This is a genomic window from Streptomyces sp. NBC_00377 (genome assembly GCF_036075115.1).
Taxonomy (GTDB): domain Bacteria; phylum Actinomycetota; class Actinomycetes; order Streptomycetales; family Streptomycetaceae; genus Streptomyces.
This window is the reverse complement of sequence record NZ_CP107958.1, coordinates 2,484,549-2,501,922: the sequence shown is the minus strand read 5'-3', so window position 1 is coordinate 2,501,922 and position 17,374 is coordinate 2,484,549. Positions and strand designations below refer to the sequence as shown.

The following is a 17,374-nucleotide window of genomic DNA, read 5'->3' as shown; positions in this document are numbered from 1 at the left end:
GGCCTGATGTATCCCTTTGACTTCACCAAGGCGTCCGACACCCATGAGGCGCTCAACGCCGGCCGACGCGGCGGCCGTTACATCGCCGGGGGCACCACCCTCGTCGACCTCATGCGTGAGACCGTCGAACGCCCCGAGACCCTGGTCGACATCACCGGCCTGCCGCTGCGCGAGGTCACCGTCACCGAGCGCGGGGGCCTGCGTATCGGCGCTCTGGTGACCATGTCCGAGGCCGCCGCCCACTCCAAGGTGCGCACCCTGTACCCCGTCGTCTCCGAGGCGCTGGAGCTGAGCGCGTCGGCACAGCTGCGGAACATGGCGACCATCGGCGGCAACATCATGCAGCGCACCCGCTGCACGTACTTCCGGGACGTGACCGCCGCCTGCAACAAGCGTGAGCCCGGCTCGGGCTGCGCCGCGCTGCACGGCTTCAACCGCACCCATGCGATCCTCGGGACCTCCGACGCCTGCGTGGCCACGCACCCGTCCGACGCGGCCGTGGCCTTCGCCGCCCTGGAGGCCCGGGTGCACCTGCTGGGCCCGGACGGAGCACGCCAAGTCCCCTTCGCCGACTTCCTTCTGCGGCCCGGCAGCACTCCTCAACGCGAACAGGCCCTGGGTAAAGGTGAGTTGATCACGGCGGTCGAGATCCCCGCACTTCCGCGCCCGCTCAGGTCCGGCTACCTCAAGGTGCGGGACCGGCAGTCCTACGAGTTCGCCCTGACGTCGGCGGCCGTCGCGCTGCACATACGCGGTGGGGTGATCCGCGAGGCCAAGGTCGCCGCCGGGGGAGTGGGCACGGTGCCCTGGAAACTGCCCGCCGTCGAGCAGCACCTCCTCGGTGAACGCCCGTCGGGGGCCCTCTGGTCGGCCGCTGCCGCCAAGGCGGCGGACAGCGCCCGTCCCCTGCAACACAACCGGTTCAAGGTCGAGCTGCTCAAGCGCACTGTCGAACGCCAGCTGCGCGTCGTAGGAGGTACCAAGTGAGCCCCCAGCCGCAGGCAGCCGTGGGTGCGCCGCTGTCCCGGGTGGACGGCCGGCTCAAGGTCACGGGCAAGGCGTTGTACGCCGCCGAGCACGATGTCGACGGGTCCGTTCATGCCGTCATCGTCGACGCGGCCATCGGCCTCGGCCGCATCATGTCGATCAACAGCGGCGCCGCCGAAGCCCTTCCGGGCGTACTGAAGGTGATCCACCACCGCAATGCGCCGAAGCTGCCGTACCGCGACAACTCCGGCTCCAACAACCCGCCCGGGCGCAGGCTGCGGGTCTTCCAGGACGACCGGGTGCTCTTCCACGGCCAGCCGGTCGCCGTCGTGGTCGCCACCACGCTGGAGGCCGCCCAGCACGGCGCGAGCCTCGTCAAGGTCGGCTACGACGCCGAACAACCCTCGACCGACCTGACCGAGGCCGAACCGGACGAGCCGACCAACTACGCGCGCGGCGACGCCGAAGCGGCCCTGCGCTCGGCGGCCGTACGGCTGGACCTGACATACCGCACGGCCCGCAACCACCACAACCCCATGGAGCCGCACGCCACCATCGCCCGCTGGAACGGCGACAGGCTCACCGTGTGGGACAAGACCCAGTGGGTGGTGGGCACGCAGACCGAACTCGCGGCGGTGTTCGGCCTGGAGACGGACGCGGTGCGGGTCATCTCGCCGTTCGTCGGAGGCGGTTTCGGCACGGCGCTGCGCTGCTGGCCGCACGTGGTCGTCGCCGCGCTGGCCGCCCGTGTGACGAAGCGCCCGGTCAAGCTGGTCCTCAGTCGCCAGCAGATGTACCTCGGGACCGGTTTCCGGCCCTCGTACGAGTACCGCCTGCGCCTGGGCAGTGACCGGCGTGGCCGGCTGACCGCCGCGGCGCACGAGCTGGACGCCGAGACGTCGTCGTACGAGAAGTTCACCGAGTCCATCCTGGCAGCCGGGCAGATGCTCTACAGCATGCCCAACGTGACCCAGAGGTACCGGACGGTGCCGCTGGACCTGCCCACACCGCTGTACATGCGCGGCCCCGGCTTCCAGACGGCCTCCTTCGTCATCGAGTCGGCCATGGACGAGCTCGCCCACAAGCTCGGCGTCGATCCGATCGAGTTGCGTCGGCGCAACGAGCCGAACGAGGACGAGTCGAGTGGGTTGCCGTTCTCCACCCGCCGGCTGCGGGAGTGCTACACCGTCGGTGCCCGGGAGTTCGGCTGGCACCGCCGCAACCCCAGGCCCCGCTCGACGCGTGAGGGGGACTGGCTGATCGGCAGGGGCATGGCCGCCGGCGTCTACGACACCGCGCGCATGCCCGCCCAGGCGCGAGCCCGCTTGGACGCCGACGGCACCGCCGTGGTGGAGGCAGCCGCGACTGACATGGGACCGGGCACGTACACCTCCCAGACCCAGGTCGCCGCCGACGCCCTCGGGCTGACCGTGCGCACGGTCACCTTCCGGCTTGGGGACTCCCTCTACCCGCCGACCCCACCGCACGGCGGCTCGATGACCATGGCCAGCGTCGGCTCCGCCACCCTCGACGCCTGCAACAAGGTCCGCCGCCAGGCGATCCAACTGGCCGTCGAGGACCGCGAATCACCGCTGTACGGCGTACCGACCGCCGACATCGTCGTACGGGGCGGGCGGCTGCACGTGAAGAACAATCCGGCCCTCGGTGAGACGTACCAGCGGCTGTTGGCCCGCAACGACCGCACCCACCTGGAAGCGGACGGCTCCTTCGCGCCGCCCTCGGGCCCGGAGCGGCACTCCTTCTACGGCTACAACGCCACCTTCGCCGAAGTGGCCGTCGACGCGACGCTCGGCCTGGTGCGGGTACGGCGGGTACTCGGCGTGTACGACGCGGGCCGCATCATCAGCCCCAAGCTCGCCGACAGCCAGGCCCTCGGCGGCATGGTCGGCGGCATCGGCACAGCCCTGCTGGAGCACACGCTCACCGACCACCGCGACGGACGCATCGTCAACGCCAACCTCGCCGACTACCTGGTGCCCGTCAACGCCGACATCCCCGACCTCAAGGCGATCTACCTGGACGGCGAGGACCGCGAGGCCGACCCGCTCGGCGTCAAGGGACTCGGCGAGCTCGTCATGATCGGGGTGGCGCCCGCCATCGCCAACGCGGTCTTCAACGCCACCGGCCGCCGCATCCGCGAACTGCCCATCACCGCGGAGGCGTTGCTCTGATCCGCGGACTTCGGTCCGGCGGGGTGCACACCGCTCGTCCGGCAGGCCGCCCCGTCCTGCCCGGAGGCTGCCGGACCTCCCAGGGCCGCCGCCGCGTGACGTTTCCCCGCGTCGTGGCGGCGGCCCGCTCGCCTTCCCGTCCTTGCCCTGCCGTGGAGAACTGCCATGCTGAACATCGCGGACACACTGCACCGCTGGTGCCGCGAGGCACGCCCCTTCGCCCTGGCCACCATCGTCGGCGTGCGCGGCAGCGCCCCTCTGCCGGTCGGCACGTCGGTCGCGGTAGACGAAGACGGCAACGCCGTCGGCAGCATCTCCGGCGGCTGCGTCGAGGGAGCGGTCTACGAACTGTGCCGGCAGGTGCTCCGTGACCGGCGCACTCCGCAGCGGGCCTGGTTCGGCTACTCCGACGACGACGCCTTCGCCGTCGGTCTGACCTGCGGCGGCGAGCTCGACGTCTTCGTCCAGCGCATCGATCCCGCAGCCCAGCCGCACGTGTCCACGGCCCTCTCCGAGATCGCTCAAGGGCGACCGGTCGCCGTGGCACAGGTCGTGGACGGCCCGGAGCGCCTCCTCGGCTCCACGCTGAGCGTGCTCGGCGGCGGCCATGCCGCCTACGGGCGCGTCGACGGCGGTCCGGCGGACCGGGCTGTGGCCGACCGGGCCAGGGCCCTGCTGCGGGCGGGCCGCACCGTCCGCATCGACACCGGCGGGCAGGCAGACGAATGCCCCGAACGGCTGTCCGTCCTCGTCCACGTCCATGCCACCCGGCCGCGCCTGCTGGTCTTCGGCGCCGTCGACTTCGCCGCAGCCCTCAGCCAGGCCGGCCGCTTCCTCGGCTACCACGTCACCGTCTGCGACGCCCGCCCCGTCTTCGCCACTCCCGCCCGGTTTCCGCACGCGGACGAAGTGGTCGTCGACTGGCCCCACCGCTACCTGGAACGCACCGGCGTGGACGAGCGTACCGCCGTATGCGTCCTCACCCACGACGCCAAGTTCGACATCCCGCTGCTTCGCCTGGCCCTCGACCTGCCCGTCGCCTACGTCGGGGCCATGGGCTCGCGGCGCACCCACGACGAGCGCATGCGCCGCCTGCGGGAGCAGGGCGTCACGGAGAACCAGTTGGGCCGGCTGCGTTCCCCCATCGGCCTCGATCTTGGAGCCTCCACACCCGAGGAGACGGCCGTCTCCATCACCGCGGAGATCATCGCCCAGGCCAACCACGGCACGGGCAGACCCCTGACCCGGATCAGCGGCCCGATCCACCGGCCGTCGGAGTCGGCGAGTCACCGGTAGGCCGGCCTCACGAACCGACAAGGGTTCATTGTCCCCATTGTCCCTCTGCGAGCAGCCGTCGGCCTGGAAGAAACGAGGCCCTGGCGTTCTCGATGGAGTGCAGAGGTACGGCTTCATCGGGTGCACCGGTCGGTCAGCCCGAAAGCCCACAGGTTTGCCTGCCGTGCCGACGGGCCGTGCCGGGGCAGCTGATCGTGGCCGCCTGTTCCGTCCCGGAGAGAAGGGACGTGCTGCACGCCGTGACGCTCGTTTGACGCTCTGGCCTCCCGCAGGCGGCACAGCGAGCGGAGAAATGGCCTCTGACCTGGCCTTTTCCGAGACCCGTTCAAGCCGACATCTTTCCGATGACCTCGCATGTGGAGTGCGTGGCGATTCTGGAGCCTGCTGCAAAGGGGCTCTGACCTGCAACTTTCTCGGTTTTCCAGATGCGGTCGGTGGTCCTCGACCTGTTTCCCGAAGCCCATGACGTGGGGCGTCTCCATGGCTCGTGAAGGCCGTCCGACCTGGCATTTCTGGGGCCGCTGCCGGATCGGCGGGGATGGTCGTGCCGCCCCTCGGCCCGGACGACGCCAGCAATCCCGACGCTCAGATGACGCCCGTTCTGATGAGGCGTCACGGCAGTGGAGGGCTACCGGGCCGAGGCGGCCCGTCCGGCCCGAGTCGGGGACTACATGTACGCAGCACCCGCCCGCCGACAGATGTCTGTCGGTGGTGCTCTCCTCCGTTGAACGGGGAAGTACTGGGGCCGGGGCTCAGCCCCAACTGGGCGCAGGTGGCGCCCGACTTCGTCATGTCATGGGGCATCGACGCCCCGCCATCCGGTCCGCCGCCTCCGGCGAGGGCTGAGCGGAGCCCCAGTGGACGCGGTGTCCCGGGTGATGTGCTGCCCACCAGGAGGCCGCCTCGCGCATGCCCCCGTCCGCTACTTGTCCACCAGCGACATGTGGTGCTCGTTGTAGCGGTCTCCCCGGACCCCGATCCGGTCGGCGAGTTCGTCGAGGTCGGCCAGTTCGTCGGCGGACAGCGGCACCTGCGTGGCGCCGAGGTTCTCCTCGATGCGCGCACTGCGCCGGGTCCCGGGGATCGGCACGATGGACGGATGTCGGGCCAGCAGCCAGGCGAGTGCGATCTGCCCCGGTGTGGCGTCCTTGCCCTGGGCGAGTGACGTGACGTGTTCGACGAGGGCCTGGTTCGCGGCCCGGTTCTCGGCCGTGAATCGGGGAATGGTGGTGCGGACGTCGTCGGCTGCGAACGATGTCGACGCGTCCACGGACCCGGTGAGGAACCCCTTGCCGAGCGGGCTGAAGGGCACGAATCCGATCCCCAGCGTCACGCACGTCGGCAGGACCTCCGGCTCGGGATCCCGGGTCCACAGCGAGTACTCGCTCTGCACCGCCGTCACCGGGTGGACCGTGTGGGCACGGCGGATGGTCTGCGCACCGGCCTCCGACAGCCCGAAGCAGCGGACCTTACCCTCCCGCACCAACTCGCCCACGGTCCCGGCGACGTCCTCGATGGGCACTTCCGGGTCGACGCGATGCTGGTAGAACAGGTCGAGCCTGTCGACCCCGAGCCTTTTGAGCGAGGCGTTCGCGACGGAGCGGATCTGCTCGGGCTGGCTGTTCAGTCCGACGGGTGCACCGTCCTCGATGCGGAAACCGAACTTGGTGGCGATGACCACCTGGTTACGCACCGGGGCGAGGGCCTCTCCGACGAGTTCCTCGTTGGCGTAGGGGCCGTAGACCTCCGCGGTGTCGAAGAACGTGACTCCCTGATCGACGGCTCCGCGGAGCACGGCGATCATGTCGCTCCGGTCACCAGGGTTGGGGCCGTAACTCTGGGACATGCCCATGGCGCCGAGGCCGATGGCGGAGACTCGAAGGTCGCGACCGAGCGTTCGCGTGTGCATTCATCCTCCTGCGCGTCGTTGACGAGTCGACCGCTCGGGGTGTCTGTCTCCGACCCGCCGGGCCGGGTCCGACCCTCTCGGCCGAGTCCTCGGGGTTCGTACCCCGCACCCGATCCCCCAAGGGGGGAGGGAATCTTCCCCCCTATGGAACCCTCCCCCGCACACGGTCGCTGACCCGCTGACCACGGGGTACGCGGCCCGCAGCGGCCTGGTAGCCCGATCTGCCGGACAAGCCGCGACGGCTGTCGCAGGGACAGCCGCCGGAACCACCTGTGAGGAGAAACGTGTTCACCGTCAACGCTTACGCCGCCACGTCCTCGACCGAACCGCTCGTCCGGACCACCGTCGAGCGCCGTGACGTCGGCCCGCACGATGTCCTCATCGAGATCAAGTACGCCGGCATCTGCCACTCGGACATCCACCACGTGCGTGGCGACTGGGGCCCGGTGCACTACCCGGTGGCTCCCGGGCATGAGATCGCTGGAGTTGTCACCCAAGCCGGTTCCGAGGCACGAAGCACGCCGTCGGCGACCGCGTCGGCGTCGGCTGCATGGTCAACTCGTGCCGCACCTGCGACTCCTGCCGCAAGGGTGAGGAGCAGTACTGCCTCAACGGCACCACGCTCACCTACGGTTCCCTCGAGGTCGTGATGCCCGCGCACAGCAGCGGGGCGGCCTCGTCCAGGGCGACGCCTTCGGGGACGCGGACGACGAATCCGGTCGTCAGTGCTCCGATCGTCGGGGCGTCCAAACCGCGGCACCTCGCGGACGCGGCCGCGGCCCTCGACATCACCTTGACGGACGAGGAGATCGCCGCCTTGGAGGAGTACTACACGCCCCGGAACGCGACCGGCATGAGCGCCGCCGACCGGCCACCGGCCCGCTGACGGTTCTCAGGACGCATCGAACGGCTGCCACGCGGGCGGTCGAGCCGACGATCGGCATCCGAAGGGCTCAGTGAAGATGCCGATGCCTGTGTGCTCGGGCTGACCGCGGCGCCATGTGGTTCAGCGCGGAGCCGCGCGGGGGAACAGGCGCTTGGCGTTGGCTGTGGTGAGCGAACGCCAGGTGGCGCCTTCCGCCGGTGGCTCGGCCGCGTCGATCGCCGTGATGTGCGTGTCGGCCAGCGTCGCGGGCGTCCAGCAGTAGTCGCTGCCGAAGAGGACGCGGTCGGGGTCTGCCAGCTTCAGCAGTGCGGGCGCCTGGCGTGGGAAGGCCGTACCCGCGATGTCGTAGTACAGCGCGCGCAGTTGCTGCACGGCGTCGCTCGGAGGTGCCTCCTGACCGGGCGCGAAGATCCGCATGAACTCGTTGATGCGGTCGGCCAGGACGGGGATCGCGCCACCGCAGTGCGGGACGATGATCCGCAGGTCCGGGTGGCGTGTCAGGACGCCCGCCATCACCAGGTCCGTGACGGTGCGGGCCGTGTCGAAGATGTACTCGACCATCGGGCGCGGCCTGCCGAGGGCGGACTGCTCCCAGCACACGGGCGAGGTGGGATGCAGGAACACCACGGCCCGGCGGCGGCCCAGCTCTGCGAACACCGGGGCGAGGCGTTCGTCGCCCAGGTACACGCCATGGGTGTGCGTCAGCAACGCCACGCCGTCGGCGCCCAGTTCGTCGAATGCGAAGGCGATCTCCTCCAACGCGCCGTCCACGTCCGGCAGCGGAAGCGACACGAAGGATCCGAAGCGGCCGGGGTGGTCCCGCGTCACTTCGGCGGTGTACTCGTTGACGCGCCGGGCGAGGAGGCGGGCCGCCTTGTCGTCGCCGAAGTGCACGCCGGGGGAGGAGAGGGAGAGCATCGCGGTCTCGATGCCGTTGCGGTCCATCAGATCCAGGTGGTCTCGCACGGACCACGCGGGCCAGGCGGCCATGCCGTCGGGGTGGGTGTGGCCGGCAGCGGTCGCCTGCCGGACGTAGAAGTCGGGGAGGTGATGGGCGTGGACGTCGAAGAGGCCGGAGGTCATGGCGGCGGGGTTCCTTCTCAGGGGACTCGGGTGGTCGGGGCCGGCTGTGCGCTCGCGTCTACTCGACCTGCTCGCGTCCGCTCAGCCGGACTTCTTCGTTGTCCAGGGCGGCCTGGAGCCGGCGGAGCACGGTGTCGTCGATCCGCGCCTCGTCCCTCAGGCGGACGACGGTCGCGCGCTTCGTGGCGATGAGGGCGAGGCGGAGGTCGGTGTAGTGGCGGTTGTGGAGCAGGGCGGGATCGTCGTCGGTGCCCGCGCCCCTCGCCCGTACGGTCGCCAGGTTGGCCTCGCACTCCTGTCGCAGCCACTCCACCACTTTCGGAGCGGTCCCCTGTTCGGCGGCGAGCTGCGGCAGCGCCTTGATGGCCTCCTCGGTCGCCGTGGTCTCGGCGAGGATCTGCTCCTCGTCGACGGAGGTGTCCCGGGGCAGCCGGGCCCAGCGCACCACGCCCGGCAGCAGCAGTCCCTGCACCAAGAGAGTCACCACGATGACGCCGGAGGTGACGAAGACGATGAACGCCCGGCCGGGGAACGGCTCACCGGAGTCGAGGGTCTCCGGCACGGACAGCGCCACCGCCAGTGACACCGCGCCCCGGAAGCCCGCCAGCCCGCTGACCACGCGTGACCGGTCGCTCATCCTCCGCAGACGCTGCTCGGGGCGCCGGTCGATCGCGCGGATCAGGTAGGCGGAGGAGAACAGGAACGCGAACCGGACCGCGACCAGCACCACGCTGACCACCCCGATCGCGACGAGGGCGTCCCGCAGGTCGGATCGGCTCAAGTGGCGCAGCGCGTACTGCAATTCCACTCCCACCAGCACGAACAGCGCGCCGTTGATGATGAACGTGGCCAGCGGCCAGAAGGCCAGTGCCTGGCGACGGTGTTCGGCCCGGATGAGGCCGGGCGCCACCTGGGCCATGATCAGGCCGCTCACCACGACCGCGAGGACGCCGGAAGCGTGGATCAACTCGGCCAGCAGGTACGCCGTGAACGGCGCCAGGATCATGACCAGGTTGCCGAGCAGGGGGTCGTCCAGCCTGCGTCGCAGGTTCATGTTCACCCACGCGACCGCCACGCCGACCGCGGCCCCGCCGCCGTACGCGAGCAGGAACAGCGCGCCCACATGGGGAAGGGTGAGGTGCTCCTCGCCGACAGTGATACCGACCGCGAGTCCGTAGATCACCAACGCGGTGCCGTCATTGACGAGGCTCTCCGCGCGCAGGACAGTGATCTGACGACGCGGCAGCGACCCTGCCAGGGCACTCACCGCCGTGGCATCCGTGGGCGCCACGGCCGCGCCCAGGGCCCACGCCGGTCCCCACGGCAGTCCGAGGGCGTGTCCGGCGACCGCCACAGCCCCCGCGGTGAGGATGACCAGGACCGTGCTGAGCAGGACGATGCCGCGCAAGTTCGTGCGGATCTCCCGCATCGACGTGGTCAGGCTCTCCCAGTAGAGCAGTACGGGAAGGAAGAGCAACAACACGACGTCGGGCGGCAGTTGGGTCTGACGGACGGCCGGGACGAGGCCGATGAGAACGCCCACGACCAGCAGCACGACGGGCGGCGCGACACGCAGGCGCTGTCCCAGGACGTTCCCCGCCAGCACGGCCGCACCCAGGGCGACGACCAGTTCGAGACCGAGCATGACACTTACTCCTGTGCGGGGCCGACCGGAGAGGGCGGCTCAGCGGCTTCGATGGGGACTGCCTGGTCATCTGGGCACCAGCCGCAGGGTCGTGGCGCGTGCGGCCACCATGGGGTCGACGTACGCGCCGCCGAAACGGCCGTACTTGCTGCGGTACGCGGCGTCGACGCGGTCGTTGGTCCCCGGGTCGGGCACCTCGGCGAAGGTGACGTCCTTGTCGACCCCGCCGGAGCGGACGTGCCCGGCGTGGCTGGTGCGGGCGGTGCGCCACCAGCCGCCGTCCGAGCCGCGGAAGGAGCGGACGTAGAGGTCGTCGCCGTCGCGGACGACCCAGATCGGCACCGGCTCGCGCAGGGTGCCGTCACGCCGGAGCGGGGCCATCTCCAGTTCATCGGCGCCGGCGATGCGGTCGAGTTCGTCGGCTGTCCAGGTCGTCATCGGTGTGTTCCCATCCTCGTGGTCCGGTGGGGGGCGGGGTACGTGGCGCCACCGGCGAACGCCGTGACGGGAGGGGCGGCGGGCGCGGCTACCGGTCGTCAGCGGGGAGCCGTGGTGTGCGGCTCACCGGTGTGGGCGCGGGTGATGCCGAGTGAGTCCTCGAAGACGCGGTAGTCGGTGATCAGGCCGTCGGTGACGGTGAAACGCAGGATCATCTCGCTCTCGAGCACCTGCCCGGAGGGGTGGAACCGGGAGGTGTACCGCCCCGGCGCCAGGACCCGCCCATCGGACTCCACCAGGGTCCCCAGTTCGAACGCGAGCGGCTCGACGGCTGCGAAGAACGCGGTGAGGGACCGCCGGATCGCCTCCGGTCCGGTGCGGCTTCCGGCCCAGGGGGTCAGAGCCGGATCGCCCGGGATCGTCCAGGTCGCATCGGGCGCGAAGTGGGAGAGGACGCGCTGTATGTCCCGCGTGCCGAAGGCCCTGAGGTATGCCTCGACGGTGGAGATCGCCTCGCTGGTCATGGCTGTCGCTCCGTTCTGTTCGGCGGCTGCGGCAGCGGTGTGAACGGCCGCAGCCGCCAGGTGACGTCGGCGGTGGTGGGCGCGGCCGGTACGCGGCCCACCACCGCCGGGCTTTCGGTCACGGGCGCAGCAGCGTCTTGACGGCGCGGCGTTCGTCCATCGCCTTGTAGCCCTCGGCCGCCTCCTCCAGGGGCAGGGTCAGGTCGAAGACCTTGCCGGGGTTGATACGACCGTTCAGAACGCGGTCGATGAGGTCGGGAAGGTAGGCGCGCACGGGCGCGGGCCCGCCGCGTAGGCCGACGTGGGAGAAGAACAGCTCCTGGCCGTCGATCCGTGTGCCGTGCGGGAAGCCGACGAAGCCGACGTTGCCGCCCGGCCGCGCGGACCGCAGGCCCTGGTGCATCGACTCCTGCGTGCCGACGCATTCGAGGACGGAGTCGGCGCCGACGCCGTTCGTCAGTTCCTTGACGCGGGCGACGCCTTCCTCACCCCGCTCGGTGACGATGTCGGTGGCGCCGAACTCCAGGGCCAGCTTCTGCCGGGACTCATGTCGGCTCATGGCGATGATGCGCTCGGCGCCCAGTTCCCTGGCGGCGATGACCCCGGACAGGCCCACGGCGCCGTCTCCGACGACCACGGCCGTCGAACCGGGCCTGACCTCGGCGGCCCTGGCGGCGTACCAGCCGGTGCCCATGACGTCGGACAGGGCCAGCAGGCTCGGGATCAGCTCCTCGGACGGCTGCTCCGGCGTGGCGACCAGGGTGCCGTCGGCGAGGGGGACGCGGACGTACTCGGCCTGGGCGCCGTTCAGCCACTGCGCGTGCTGACAGGAGGTCTGGTAGCCGGCCCGGCAGTTGGGGCAGGTGTTGTCTGAGGCGACGAAGGAACCGATGACGAACTGCCCCGGTCGGACGCTGGAGACGTCGCTGCCGACCTCTTCGACGATGCCGACGTACTCGTGGCCGATCGGCTGCGGCTCGGCGACCGGCAGAACACCCCGGTAGCTCCACAGGTCGGAACCGCACACACAGGCGGCGACGGTGCGGATGACCGCGTCCGTCGAGGTCGTGATCTTCGGTTCGGGGGCGTTCTCGACCCGGATGTCACCCGGCGCGTGAATGATGGTTGCTCGCATGGTGCCTTCCCAGCTCTGGTCGTGTGTCGGGGCAGTCAGGGGGCGCGTGAGCTGCCGCTCCAGCGCGGGCCGTCGCGGGCGCCGCCGGAGCCGCGTGCGCGGCAGGCCGAGGGTGCGGTGCTGTCGCTGGGCGTACGGCCGGCGCGGAGGCGTCAGCCGGACTGGTCGGACTTCTCCACGATCTCCTTGAGCTGCATCATCGCGGTCATGGCGTTGGGCCATCCGGCATAGAAGGCGAGATGGGTGATCACCTCGATCAGCTCGTCCCGGGTGACGCCGTTCTCCAGGGCTTTGCCCAGGTGGAAGCCGAGCTGATCGGCCCGGTACAGGGAGGCCAGAGCGGTGACGGTGACGAGGCTGCGGTCGCGTGGGGAAAGGCCCGGCCGCTCCCAGATGTCACCGAACAGGACGGTGTCCGTCACCTCGGCGAGCTTGGGGGCGAACTCCTGAATCGCAGGCGGCGCGAATTTCTTCCGTTCGGACATGAGGTGGTGCTCCTGATGCGTTCGCGGGTGGGGGGATCTCATGCCGCGCGGCCCAGGGTCGGGAGAGGGTTGGGCTGCTCAGCGAAGAACGAGGCGAGCTCGGCGAGTGCAGGGGAGACGTACGCGGGTTCGTCGTACAGGTCGCAGTGGGCCGGGGGTACAGTCCGGCGCTCCGCTCCTTCGTCCCACCCCACGGGTGGACGACCACGATCGTGGGCAGCGGATGACCGGCACCGGCGTCGGGAGCGTGCAGGTGACCGGCCAGCGCGAGACCGTTGCTGAAGAAGGTGACGTCCGTCCGCACGATCTCTGTCCACCTCCTTCGCCTGCCGCAGGAATACCGGATATCGGCGGCACGCGTAAAACACAGGTATTTCGGCCACCGGATTCGCCCTCGACCCTGTCACTTGCGGGGGTGTCCGCAAAGGGGAGGATTCCATGCGGGGAATTCCTTATCCAGGGGAGAGATCCTTACCCCCTTCCCGCGGACCGGGCGGTGCGACACTGGCGCCATGACCGGCGAAGCGCATCCGAACGAGTTGGGAGAATTCCTCAAGCAACGGAGGTCCGAGCTGACCCCGCGCACCGTCGGTCTGCCCGACACCGGCGGCCGACGTGTGCCAGGGCTGCGCAGAGAAGAGGTCGCCGTACTCGCCGCCATCAGCACCGACTACTACACACGGCTGGAACAGGGCCGTGTCCAGCCGTCCGCTTCCTTGCTCGCCGCACTCTCCCGAGTCCTGCACCTGTCCGACCACCAGCGTGACCGCCTGTTCGAGCTGGCCGGCCGGCACGGGACGCGACACCGCCGGCCGACCGTGCAGAAGGCGAACCCCCAGTTGCGCCGTCTGCTCGACGATCTCACCGCGAGTCCCGGCGTGGTGATCGGCCGCCGCATGGACATGCTGGCCTGGAACCCACTCGCCGCCGCCCTGTTCACCGACTTCGCGAAGGTGCCGGAGAGCAGGCGGAACTGCGTCCGCATCCTCTTCACCGACCCCTCCATGCGGACCCTGTACGCGGACTGGCGGGCCGTCGCACGCGACTGCGTGGCCCGGCTGCGCTTGGCGGCCGCCACGCACCCCGAGGATCCGGAGCTGACCAGGCTGGTGGGTGAACTCTCCGTGGAGGACGAGGACTTCGGACAGTTGTGGGGAAGCCGTCACGTGCCGTTCCGCGGGGCGGGCGTCAAGAGGTTCCGCCACCCCCTCGTGGGTGAACTCGTCCTGGACTGGGACATCTTGACCTGTGGCGGCGATCCCGATCAGGAACTCGTCGTCTGGACAGCCGAGCCCGGCACTCCGTCGTACGACGGACTGCGTGCCCTCGCCTCGCGGAGCACACGGCCTGGCGGGCTCACGACCGGCGGGTCCGACCGATCCGACGGGCTGACCGGCTCTGCCGAACCGCGATGAAAAGGCGGTTCCCAGACCGGGGAGAAAACCCTCCCCCTCACATTCCAGGTGAATGCTGCGATGCTCGATGCCATGTACACCCAAGAACCTCTGCCCGAACTGGGAGAATTCCTCAAGGTGTGCCGGGCCCGACTCAGCCCGCGGACCGTCGGCCTGCCCGAGTCCGGGGCGCCCCGGCGGGTGCCGGGGCTGCGCCGTGAGGAGGTCGCCCGACTCGTGGGGATCAGCCCCCGCGCTTATGCCCGGCTGGAACAGGGGCGTGCCCCGGTGCCGAGACCGGTGCTCGCCACGCTCGCCCGGGTCCTGCACCTCGACGACGACCAGCTCGCCCACCTGTTCGACCTGGCATCGAAGGGCGGCCGGGAACCCCGCCGTCTGTCGGCGCAGCAGGTTCACCCCCAGCTCAGGCGCATCCTGGAAGACCTGACGACTACCCCCGCACTCGTCCTCGGCCGCCGTACGGACGTGCTCGCCTGGAACCCCCTGGCAGCCGCTCTGCTCACCGACTTCGACAAGATCCCCGCGAAGAAGCGCAACTACGCGCGACTGCTCTTCACCGACCCCGCCTTCCGGGAGCTCTGCCTCGACTGGAGGACGAACGCCCGGACCTGCGTGGCCCACCTGCGCCTGGAAGCCGCCCGCTGTCCCGGCGACCCCGGGCTGGCCGCACTCGTCGGCGAGCTGTCGGTCGCCGACGCCGACTTCCGGCAGTGGTGGGCCGGTCGCCAGATGAGCGGCCTGCGCATGGGCACCAAGAGGCTGCGCCACCCGATCGTCGGCGACCTCACTCTCGACTGGGACAGCCTGACCTGCGCGGCCGACCCGACTCAGAAGCTGCTGGTCTCGACCGCCGCCCCGAGGAGCCCGTCCCACGACGGCCTCCTCTTCCTGGCATCGTGGACCGCGGACCCGCACCGGCCAGCAGGGGATGCGGCATCCTGAGGACCGACGGGCCCGTCCGGGCGCTGTCACGTGCGGCCAAGGGGACATCGTGGAACGCACAGGCCGTCTGGCCGCCGGCACGCCGTAGGGACGCGCCCGGGCAGCGTGGCCGGCGGCACGCCGTCGTGGGTCCGGGGCCTGGCAAAGTCCGCCGCACGCCCCTGGGATCACGTCGTGCGACGGACGCGGGCCCGGGGCGCCGGTACATGCGGTCGTTCCTTGTCCGAGCCCGAGAGCTGTGAGGACAACTCCTCGACGAGTTCGACCAGGTCCGTCGGCCGGTCGGGCCCCCACCAGTCGCCCAGCAGTTCCGCGAAGGAGTCCTGACGGGCCGCCGACAGCCTCGCCGCGGCCTCGCGCCCCGCATCGGTGAGGATCAGGTCCATGCCCTCGCGGGTGGCCAGGCCACGCTGTCGGATCTCGTCCAGGGCGTCCTGGATCACCGGCAGCGGCACCTGGCTGTACTCGGCGAGCCGTGCCGGCGACAGCGACCGCTCCGGCCGCAGAGCACGCAGCAGCAGCCAACTGGAGGCGGGCCGCAGGTCGTATCCGGCCTCGGCGCTGATCTTCTCGTAGACGCCGCGCCGCCCGTCGCGCGAGCCGAGCAGGGACAGGGCCCGCTGCACCTCCTCGCGTGAGGACCGGTGCACGGGATGGAAACTGAGGGTCTGCGCCATGTCGGGCGCGGTCACCGAGCCACGCAGCCCGTCCTCCCTGAGGAGCCAGGCCAGGGCGAAGGCAAGCAGGACGACCGGGGCCGCGTAGAGGAAGACGTCGGTGATCGAGGCCGCGTACGCGTGCAGCGCGGACGGGCGCAGGCCGGGTGGGAGTTCGGCCACGGCACGCGGGTCGGCCTCCAGCGCAGCGGCCGACCGCGACCGGGCCTGGCCGGTGAGGGCAGCGCGCAGCCTGTCGTCGAGCCGGTCGGTGAAGATCGTGCCGAAGACGGCGATGGCCGTCGTGCTGCTCGACATCGCCGTACAGGGCGTGAGCATCCTCAACCAGACGCGGTTGTTCGCGCTCGCGCCGCAGGCCCGCAGCCGCCTCAACACAGCCTTCGTCACCTGCAACTTCCTCGGTGGTGCGGCCGGCTCCGCCACCGCCTCCGCCCTGTGGTCCGCCGGCGGCTGGACGGCCGTCTGCCTGAGCGGCGCCGGTGTCGGCTGCGTCGCACTCCTCGGGTGGGCCGTCGGCCGCAGGGGGCGCTGCTCCCGGAGAGACGCGACTGAACGCCCTTCACCGAGCATCGCCCATTCTCCGCAGCGACGCGTTCGCCGTGTAGCGGGTGCGGCCGGACCGTGGGTAGTCCTGCTGTACCGGCTCCACGGCGTCGAGCGCAACCCGCGTCAGCGCCCTCTCGTGCACCGCATCAGAACGTCAGGACCAGTCGGCCCCGCACACCGCCCGCCGCGAGCAGTCGGTGTGCCTCGGCGGCCTGTTCCGCGGGGAACGTCCTGGCGACCCGGAGGGTGATACGGCCTCCCTCCACCTGCTGGCGCAGCCGGTCGAGCTCGGCGCGCTCCCGGGCGTAGCGGAACACGACGATCGGCTCGTAGACGATGCCGCGTTCGCCGGGACCGTCGTAGCCGCGCAGCGTCACCACCCGGCCACCGTCACGCACCGCACGGGCGGTGAGAGCGCCGAGCGACGCGCCGTCGAGGAGCCCGTCGACACCCTCCGGGACCTGCGCACGCACCCGGTCCGGATACTCGGCTCCGCGACGAAGGACGATGTCGGCGCCGAGTTCCCTGACCAGGGTCTCGTCCTGCTCCGAGGCGTCGGCCACCACCCGCAGCCCGTCCGCCTTGGCGAGCTGGACGGCGTAACCGCCCACCGCTCCCGCTGCTCCGGTGATGGCGACGCTCTGCCCGGCCTTGAGGCCGAGCGTGTCCAGCGCCAGGCGCGCGGTCAGGCCGTTCATCGGCAACGACGCGGCCTGCTCGTCGCTCGCGCCGAGGGGAGCGCGCACCACCGACTCCGCCGGCACGACGACACGCTCCGCATAGGCGCCACGAGAGCCGTCGGCCAGGACGATCGCCATGACATGGTCACCGACGCTCAGGTCCGTGTCCGTGCCCGCGCCGATCTGGTCCACGACGCCGGCGGCTTCCATGCCGGGCACGAACGGCGGCAGGGCGTCCGGCGACCGGGCGGGACCGCTGCGCTGGAGGGCGTCGACCGCGTTGACAGTCGCCGCGTGCACCCGGATGCGCACCTCGCCGGGACCAGCCTCCGGTTCGGGCAGCTCGAGGACACGGAGTACCTCCGGCCCACCGAATTCCGTGAAACCTACAGCCTTCATGCGAAGCACCTCGTCCTGACGAGCGGTCGTTGAGGTGTCCGACTTTTGCTTCTTGCGTGCGCCCGGAAAAGGGGAGAGATCTTGGCGGGGATGCCGCCATAGGGGGGACGTATTTCTCCCCCTATGCACGACACC

13 protein-coding genes and 2 pseudogenes are annotated in these 17,374 nt (G+C 70.7%); 6 read left to right on the top strand and 9 right to left on the bottom strand.

Features of this window, described 5'->3' with window-relative positions:
• The first annotated feature begins 6 nt into the window (after positions 1 to 6).
• From OHS71_RS11245 to OHS71_RS11235, 3 genes are all read left to right on the top strand, one after another.
• Positions 7 to 987 carry an FAD binding domain-containing protein gene (locus OHS71_RS11245; RefSeq protein ID WP_328479255.1) on the top strand — a complete coding sequence of 327 codons (981 nt, stop codon included), beginning with the start codon at positions 7 to 9 and terminating at the stop codon, positions 985 to 987.
• Entirely contained in the window at positions 984 to 3,179 is a 2,196-nt protein-coding gene (locus OHS71_RS11240) for a xanthine dehydrogenase family protein molybdopterin-binding subunit (RefSeq protein WP_328479254.1), read from the top strand. The genes OHS71_RS11245 and OHS71_RS11240 overlap by 4 nt, the downstream gene beginning before the upstream one ends.
• Before the next feature lie 165 nt (positions 3,180 to 3,344).
• On the top strand, positions 3,345 to 4,475 hold the full coding sequence (locus OHS71_RS11235; RefSeq protein WP_057575521.1) for an XdhC family protein: 1,131 nt from the start codon (positions 3,345 to 3,347) through the stop codon (positions 4,473 to 4,475).
• A 922-nt stretch (positions 4,476 to 5,397) separates the two neighbouring features.
• Here OHS71_RS11235 and OHS71_RS11230 read toward each other — a convergent pair.
• Positions 5,398 to 6,384, bottom strand: a complete 987-nt coding sequence (locus OHS71_RS11230) for an aldo/keto reductase (RefSeq protein WP_328479253.1) — start codon at positions 6,382 to 6,384, stop codon at positions 5,398 to 5,400.
• A 284-nt stretch (positions 6,385 to 6,668) separates the two neighbouring features.
• Here OHS71_RS11230 and OHS71_RS11225 point away from each other — a divergent pair.
• Positions 6,669 to 7,027 (top strand): annotated as a pseudogene (locus OHS71_RS11225) (alcohol dehydrogenase catalytic domain-containing protein); the annotation flags it as partial.
• Between the two features lie 363 nt (positions 7,028 to 7,390).
• On the opposite strand, the gene OHS71_RS11220 reads toward OHS71_RS11225, so the two are convergent.
• The 6 genes from OHS71_RS11220 to OHS71_RS11195 all read right to left on the bottom strand — a co-directional run bounded on the left by OHS71_RS11220 (position 7,391) and on the right by OHS71_RS11195 (position 12,580).
• Positions 7,391 to 8,353: an amidohydrolase family protein gene (locus tag OHS71_RS11220; protein WP_328479252.1), complete on the bottom strand. Its 963-nt coding sequence runs from the start codon at positions 8,351 to 8,353 to the stop codon at positions 7,391 to 7,393.
• Positions 8,354 to 8,411: 58 nt separating this feature from the next.
• Positions 8,412 to 9,998 (bottom strand): Na+/H+ antiporter, encoded by a 1,587-nt coding sequence (locus tag OHS71_RS11215; RefSeq protein ID WP_328479251.1) that lies wholly within the window; start codon positions 9,996 to 9,998, stop codon positions 8,412 to 8,414.
• A gap of 66 nt (positions 9,999 to 10,064) precedes the next feature.
• Entirely contained in the window at positions 10,065 to 10,436 is a 372-nt protein-coding gene (locus tag OHS71_RS11210) for a DUF2255 family protein (protein ID WP_328479250.1), read from the bottom strand.
• A gap of 98 nt (positions 10,437 to 10,534) precedes the next feature.
• On the bottom strand, positions 10,535 to 10,960 hold the full coding sequence (locus OHS71_RS11205; protein WP_328479249.1) for a nuclear transport factor 2 family protein: 426 nt from the start codon (positions 10,958 to 10,960) through the stop codon (positions 10,535 to 10,537).
• Between the two features lie 118 nt (positions 10,961 to 11,078).
• Positions 11,079 to 12,095 carry a zinc-dependent alcohol dehydrogenase family protein gene (locus OHS71_RS11200; protein WP_328479248.1) on the bottom strand — a complete coding sequence of 339 codons (1,017 nt, stop codon included), beginning with the start codon at positions 12,093 to 12,095 and terminating at the stop codon, positions 11,079 to 11,081.
• A gap of 152 nt (positions 12,096 to 12,247) precedes the next feature.
• Entirely contained in the window at positions 12,248 to 12,580 is a 333-nt protein-coding gene (locus OHS71_RS11195) for a carboxymuconolactone decarboxylase family protein (protein WP_328479247.1), read from the bottom strand.
• Positions 12,581 to 13,092: 512 nt separating this feature from the next.
• Between OHS71_RS11195 and OHS71_RS11190 the strand changes: the two genes are divergently transcribed.
• A complete protein-coding gene (locus OHS71_RS11190) occupies positions 13,093 to 13,995 on the top strand; it encodes a helix-turn-helix domain-containing protein (protein ID WP_328479246.1) in 903 nt (300 codons plus the stop codon).
• Positions 13,996 to 14,067: 72 nt separating this feature from the next.
• The gene (locus OHS71_RS11185; protein WP_328479245.1) at positions 14,068 to 14,937 is read left to right on the top strand and encodes a helix-turn-helix domain-containing protein; all 870 of its coding nucleotides are present in this window, start codon (positions 14,068 to 14,070) and stop codon (positions 14,935 to 14,937) included.
• Positions 14,938 to 15,104: 167 nt separating this feature from the next.
• Here OHS71_RS11185 and OHS71_RS11180 read toward each other — a convergent pair.
• Both OHS71_RS11180 and OHS71_RS11175 read right to left on the bottom strand, forming a co-directional pair.
• Positions 15,105 to 15,890, bottom strand: a pseudogene (locus tag OHS71_RS11180) (EmrB/QacA family drug resistance transporter); the annotation flags it as partial.
• Positions 15,891 to 16,306: 416 nt separating this feature from the next.
• Positions 16,307 to 17,239 (bottom strand): NADP-dependent oxidoreductase, encoded by a 933-nt coding sequence (locus OHS71_RS11175; protein ID WP_328479244.1) that lies wholly within the window; start codon positions 17,237 to 17,239, stop codon positions 16,307 to 16,309.
• Positions 17,240 to 17,374: the final 135 nt, after the last annotated feature.

Bases quoted from the DNA above. Each gene is read 5' to 3' on its own strand.
- OHS71_RS11245 (WP_328479255.1), top strand. From the start codon at position 7: ATGTATCCCTTTGACTTCACCAAGGCGTCCGACACCCATGAGGCGCTC.
- OHS71_RS11235 (WP_057575521.1), top strand. From the start codon at position 3,345: ATGCTGAACATCGCGGACACACTGCACCGCTGGTGCCGCGAGGCACGC.
- OHS71_RS11230 (WP_328479253.1), bottom strand. From the start codon at position 6,384: ATGCACACGCGAACGCTCGGTCGCGACCTTCGAGTCTCCGCCATCGGC.
- OHS71_RS11220 (WP_328479252.1), bottom strand. From the start codon at position 8,353: ATGACCTCCGGCCTCTTCGACGTCCACGCCCATCACCTCCCCGACTTC.
- OHS71_RS11215 (WP_328479251.1), bottom strand. From the start codon at position 9,998: ATGCTCGGTCTCGAACTGGTCGTCGCCCTGGGTGCGGCCGTGCTGGCG.
- OHS71_RS11210 (WP_328479250.1), bottom strand. From the start codon at position 10,436: ATGACGACCTGGACAGCCGACGAACTCGACCGCATCGCCGGCGCCGAT.
- OHS71_RS11205 (WP_328479249.1), bottom strand. From the start codon at position 10,960: ATGACCAGCGAGGCGATCTCCACCGTCGAGGCATACCTCAGGGCCTTC.
- OHS71_RS11200 (WP_328479248.1), bottom strand. From the start codon at position 12,095: ATGCGAGCAACCATCATTCACGCGCCGGGTGACATCCGGGTCGAGAAC.
- OHS71_RS11195 (WP_328479247.1), bottom strand. From the start codon at position 12,580: ATGTCCGAACGGAAGAAATTCGCGCCGCCTGCGATTCAGGAGTTCGCC.
- OHS71_RS11190 (WP_328479246.1), top strand. From the start codon at position 13,093: ATGACCGGCGAAGCGCATCCGAACGAGTTGGGAGAATTCCTCAAGCAA.
- OHS71_RS11185 (WP_328479245.1), top strand. From the start codon at position 14,068: ATGTACACCCAAGAACCTCTGCCCGAACTGGGAGAATTCCTCAAGGTG.
- OHS71_RS11175 (WP_328479244.1), bottom strand. From the start codon at position 17,239: ATGAAGGCTGTAGGTTTCACGGAATTCGGTGGGCCGGAGGTACTCCGT.